Raw genomic sequence first — 3913 nt, forward strand, 5'->3', positions numbered from 1 at the left:
AAACCAAAATGATGAAGAACGAACCAGAGTCACCACCAAAGATCATCAACCATCATAACCAAGGATTATTATTTTATGATGATGACATCACAAAAAAAAAAAAATGATGAAAAAAAAGCGCGCGCGCGCGCGCGCGCGCGCGCGCGCGCGCGCGCGCGCGCGCGCGCGCGCGCGAAAAAAACCAAACATAACCAGATGATGAAATGCGCGCGCGCCAGCCATGTAAATAATTGCTCAACACTGAGTTCAAAGTGAGCAGCAATTTTTAACGCGATAATCACCGAGGGTATAAAGCGGCCTGTTTCAACTGTGCTAATGGTTTTACGTGATACTGCAATGGCATCAGCAAGTTCTTGCTGCGATAATCCCTTTTCTTTGCGGAATTTAGCGATATTATTTTGCACTTTTATACCTAGTCTCTACTTTGCCAAAGAATTGATACGCCATATATCAAACACATCAAGGCAAGGTAAAATGTGGCCATCATGCTATGAGATACATTTAAAGCAAGTTCATCAGACAATAAAAAAATAGCCCCCATGCTAAAAAGCAATCCAAGCACAACATGTTTATAAGCGATGGTATCAATCGTATTTAAAAATTCATCCTTATAAGTAAGGCGATAACCAAGTTTCCATGTAAATCCCCCTCTAATCACAAACATAAAGAAGATCCTAAAAATGCGGCAACACCAATAAACAGTAAAAATACTGATGTTTGCTTGAGCATTGGGTAAACACTAATAATTAATAACGTGACTCCCATGAATATTGAAAACCATGCGTTATGACTCATAAACTTTTCTTCCGTTTTGATATCTTGCTTAGACATAATCGTTTCCTTTTATTTTAAACTCAAATGTAACCTACAGGTATCAATGTAACCCTAGGGTATCATACGGTCAATATTTTTGTAACCTACAGGTATCAAAAAGTTTCAGCGCTGATTCATATTCTTGTACCTAAGCTTGTTTACAAACCTTTTTGTGTGTTGGGCAATGCATTTGCGCCTAACTCCCGCTATGATATGACAATTGTTCGCCCATTTTTAAGGATGATTATGAAAACCTTACTGAAAATTGTTGGTGTCATCTTCGTATTACTGATTGCATTGGTAGTCGCTGCACCATTTCTCATACCTACAGACGCGATATTTAATAAAGTATCGGAGCAAGTAGAACAAACCACAGGTCGAAGTCTGACTATTAATGGCGATAAAAAACTGTCGGTATTTCCATCATTAAAACTCGAATTGAATGATGTGCACTTTGCCAATATGCAAACAGGCTCGCAAAAAGATATGGCAAGCATGCAGCAACTTGCTATCCGTATCCCGTGGATGTCGTTATTTGGCGGTGAGTTTAAGCTTGATAAATTTGTGATTAACGAACCAACGATTTTGTTAGAAACCGATAAAAATGGTAAAGCAAACTGGCAACTATTTGATGCGGTTGCTGAGCCCATAGACCGAGCAGCAAAAGAGTTCTGGCGCTGTTAACTTACCAGATAACTTTGATATCGAACTTGGTGAAGTAGCAATCTGACGGTGGTACTTTCACTTATCTAGATGGTAAAACCGGGGCAAAGCAACAGATAAGCGATTTAGAATTAGCAATCTTATTACCTTCTCTTCGTAAGACCTTAGAGTTAAAAGGCGGTATTACCTATATGGGTGAGCGCTTTGATTTAGATGTGACGCTAGATACACCTGTTAAAGCGATTGAAGGCGAAACCTTTAATGTCAGCACTGAGGTTGATTCACGCTTAGTCGATTTAAATTTTAAAGGTGCAATTGCAGAAATGGGTAATGACGTGCAAGGGCTTCTTTCTGTCAGTGGTGACTCTGTTAAAAACATTGCGAGCTGGCAAGGTGTTGAGCTTAATGCAAAAGAAAATGCGTTTAATGCCTTTAATGTAAAGGGTTCAATGCACCTAAAAGGACAGCAGTTTAAGCTTACTGAGCTACTTGCCACCCTCGATGAGCTGCAAATTAAAGGTAAAAGCGATATTAAGCTTGGTGATCGTTTAGCTGTGAATGCCGATATTGATTTGGGCATGCTTGATTTAAACCCTTACCTACCAGAGGGCGTAGCTAAAGAAGAGCAAGCAGAGCCTGCAGCAGATGCGCCAGCACAGCCAATTGTTTGGGATGATACTGCAATTGATATGAGCGGCTTAAATGCACTTGATGCAAATGTAGTCGTGCGTTCAAGCGGCTTACAAGCAAATGATATTACCCTTGGTGAAAACCAGTTAACGGTGAACCTAAAAAATGCCGTGGCTAAAATCAGTCTAGACAAGTTTGTTGCTTATGAGGGCAATGGTAACGGTGTGATCACCGTTAACGCCAAGCAAACACCTTATAAAATCAGTACTAACTTTTCTTTAGATAAAATCGATGCGCAGCCATTACTAACTGATGCGGCTGGTTTCGATAAGTTAATGGGTAAAGGGTCTCTAAACTGGGATTCTAACGACCACAGGTCAAAGCCAAAAGAGCTTTATCAATGCTTTAAATGGTAAGTTAGGCTTTGAGTTTGCTGATGGTGCGGCAAAAGGGGCCAACATTGCAGAGATGGTTCGTAAAGCAAAAGAGCTTATCAAAGGTAACTTGAGCGCAGTATCAGAAGGTTTAGATACTGGCTTTGATAACTCACAGCAAACAGACTTCTCGGCATTGCAGGGCAGCTTTGTATTCACTAACGGTGTTGGTGAAAATAAAGACTTGTCACTACTTAGCCCGCTTATTCGCATTACAGGCTCAGGTAAAGTTGATTTACCTATGACGAATGTAGACTATCGCTTGGTAACGGGGATTGTTGATTCAATCGAAGGGCAAGGCACGACCGATGATAGTACAGGCTTTAAAATTCCACTGCGTATCAAAGGCCCATTCCATGATGTTGGTTATAGCTTAGATGTCAGTGATGCGGCTAAAGAAGAAGTCAAAGAAAAAGCTAAAGATAAAATCAAAGACAAATTAAAAGGTCTATTTGGTAATTAATAAAAATTTAATTAAAGTCAAAAACAGGGCGCATTTTCGCCCTGTTTGTTTTATAATCAATAACAAACCAGCAAGCTGCTGTAATTCCTCAATGCAGGCATTGCGATTAATTCCAAATTAATTAAAAAATAACCTACCACTTCCTTGCCATTGCTGCTACAATTGCCCGCCCTTAAGAGACAACTTGCTTGTTTTTTGAGTGGAATTTAACCGAAATGTCTTGATTTTAAACAAAATTAAGGCGTGTTGTAATTTCTACACCGGAGGTCATTAACATGATCCAAATGCAAACTCAGCTGGACGTTGCTGATAACAGCGGCGCTCGCAAAGTGCAGTGTATTAAAGTCCTTGGCGGTTCGCACCGTCGCTATGCAGCGGTTGGCGATATCATCAAAGTTTCTGTAAAAGAAGCTATTCCTCGCGGTAAAGTGAAGAAAGGTGATGTTAAAAACGCGGTAGTTGTGCGTACTAAAAAGGCGTTCGTCGTCCGGACGGTTCTTTGATCCGTTTCGATAGCAATGCGGCTGTTATCTTAAATGATAACTTACAGCCAATTGGTACTCGTATCTTCGGCCCTGTGACTCGTGAACTTCGTACTGAAAAGTTCATGAAAATCGTTTCACTAGCACCAGAAGTACTATAAGGAGTCTATCATGGCAGCAAAAATCCGTCGTGATGACGAAGTAATCGTACTAGCAGGCAAAGACAAAGGTAAGCGCGGTAAAGTGCTTTCAGTTGTTGCTGAATCTGGTCGAGTATTTGTCGAAGGCATCAACTTAATCAAGAAGCACCAAAAGCCTGTTCCTCAGTTGAACCAAGCTGGCGGTATTGTTGAGAAAGAAGCGTCTATCGACGTATCAAACGTTGCGAAGGTGCTGTGTAAGAGGTGAATCTAACCGTCGTTAACCTT

The 3913-nt window shown here is 40.7% G+C and carries 2 protein-coding genes and 4 pseudogenes; 3 read left to right on the plus strand and 3 right to left on the minus strand.

Annotated features, from left to right (window positions below; genetic code table 11):
- Window positions 1-224: 224 nt before the first annotated feature.
- From ACXAC4_RS19755 to ACXAC4_RS19765, 3 genes and pseudogenes are all read right to left on the minus strand, one after another.
- Window positions 225-404: pseudogene (locus tag ACXAC4_RS19755) on the minus strand (helix-turn-helix transcriptional regulator); the annotation flags it as partial.
- A gap of 8 nt (window positions 405-412) precedes the next feature.
- Window positions 413-664, minus strand: coding sequence for a hypothetical protein (locus ACXAC4_RS19760; RefSeq protein WP_475164906.1), 252 nt, complete (start codon window positions 662-664; stop codon window positions 413-415).
- Window positions 655-831: a hypothetical protein gene (locus tag ACXAC4_RS19765; protein ID WP_475164908.1), complete on the minus strand. Its 177-nt coding sequence runs from the start codon at window positions 829-831 to the stop codon at window positions 655-657. Before ACXAC4_RS19765 ends, ACXAC4_RS19760 begins: the two co-directional genes overlap by 10 nt.
- Before the next feature lie 228 nt (window positions 832-1059).
- Between ACXAC4_RS19765 and ACXAC4_RS19770 the strand changes: the two are divergent.
- From ACXAC4_RS19770 to rplX, 3 pseudogenes are all read left to right on the plus strand, one after another.
- Window positions 1060-3003: pseudogene (locus tag ACXAC4_RS19770) on the plus strand (AsmA family protein).
- 275 nt (window positions 3004-3278) lie between these two features.
- Window positions 3279-3646: pseudogene (gene rplN, locus ACXAC4_RS19775) on the plus strand (50S ribosomal protein L14).
- A gap of 10 nt (window positions 3647-3656) precedes the next feature.
- Window positions 3657-3872 (plus strand): annotated as a pseudogene (rplX, locus tag ACXAC4_RS19780) (50S ribosomal protein L24); the annotation flags it as partial.
- Between the last annotated feature and the right edge of the window lie 41 nt (window positions 3873-3913).

The sequence above is a fragment of the Pseudoalteromonas sp. AWM4_233 genome (assembly GCF_056158285.1).